Here is a 574-nt window from a genome sequence, read left to right as displayed (position 1 = left end):
TATGAGTGATGGGGATATGACAGCATTTGCTAATATGAAAAATTTCAATGATGGTTTAAGCTTTTCCCCTGTGTTTAAACCAAATCCTAAGGGTGGAAATGTGGTAAATATGGGTAATATTAATGCTAATAATGTATTACTTATAGGGAATAAGGTAGATATACAAGGTGGTAAAGTTGGAAATAAAAACTCTACTACGCATTTAGTGGGAAATGATTTAGTATTAAATCCTAGCTCTTTTGCAGGAAATAACACCAATTATCTTACAGCTTTAAAAAGTGTTAGCATAGCAGCTAGCATGAGTGCATTTGAAGATGGTGGTTATAAGTTTGTAGGTGCTGATGGTTTTACTTTAACTAATTATACAGACAATAACAATAAAGTAACCGAGAATAAAGTTCAAAAAATAGACTTTAAACAATACCTTACTATAGACTCAGTAGGTGAATGGGCTATATTTGCTGATGCTTGGAATAATGATAGAGGTGACACAAGAGATGTTAAAGAATTTAGACTTATAGATGACATAGACTTTAAAAATGATTTTAAACCTGAGTATATGGTGGGGTATACA

Annotated in this window: 1 pseudogene; it reads left to right on the top strand. The window is 31.9% G+C overall.

From position 1 onward, the window contains the following. Positions 1–574 (top strand): annotated as a pseudogene (locus tag L8X40_RS08495) (hypothetical protein); the annotation flags it as partial.

It is taken from the genome of Campylobacter sp. CNRCH_2013_0855, from assembly GCF_025773025.1.
GTDB classification, from domain to species: Bacteria; Campylobacterota; Campylobacteria; order Campylobacterales; family Campylobacteraceae; genus Campylobacter_D; species Campylobacter_D jejuni_C.
This window is presented reverse-complemented; position numbering and strand designations above follow the sequence as displayed.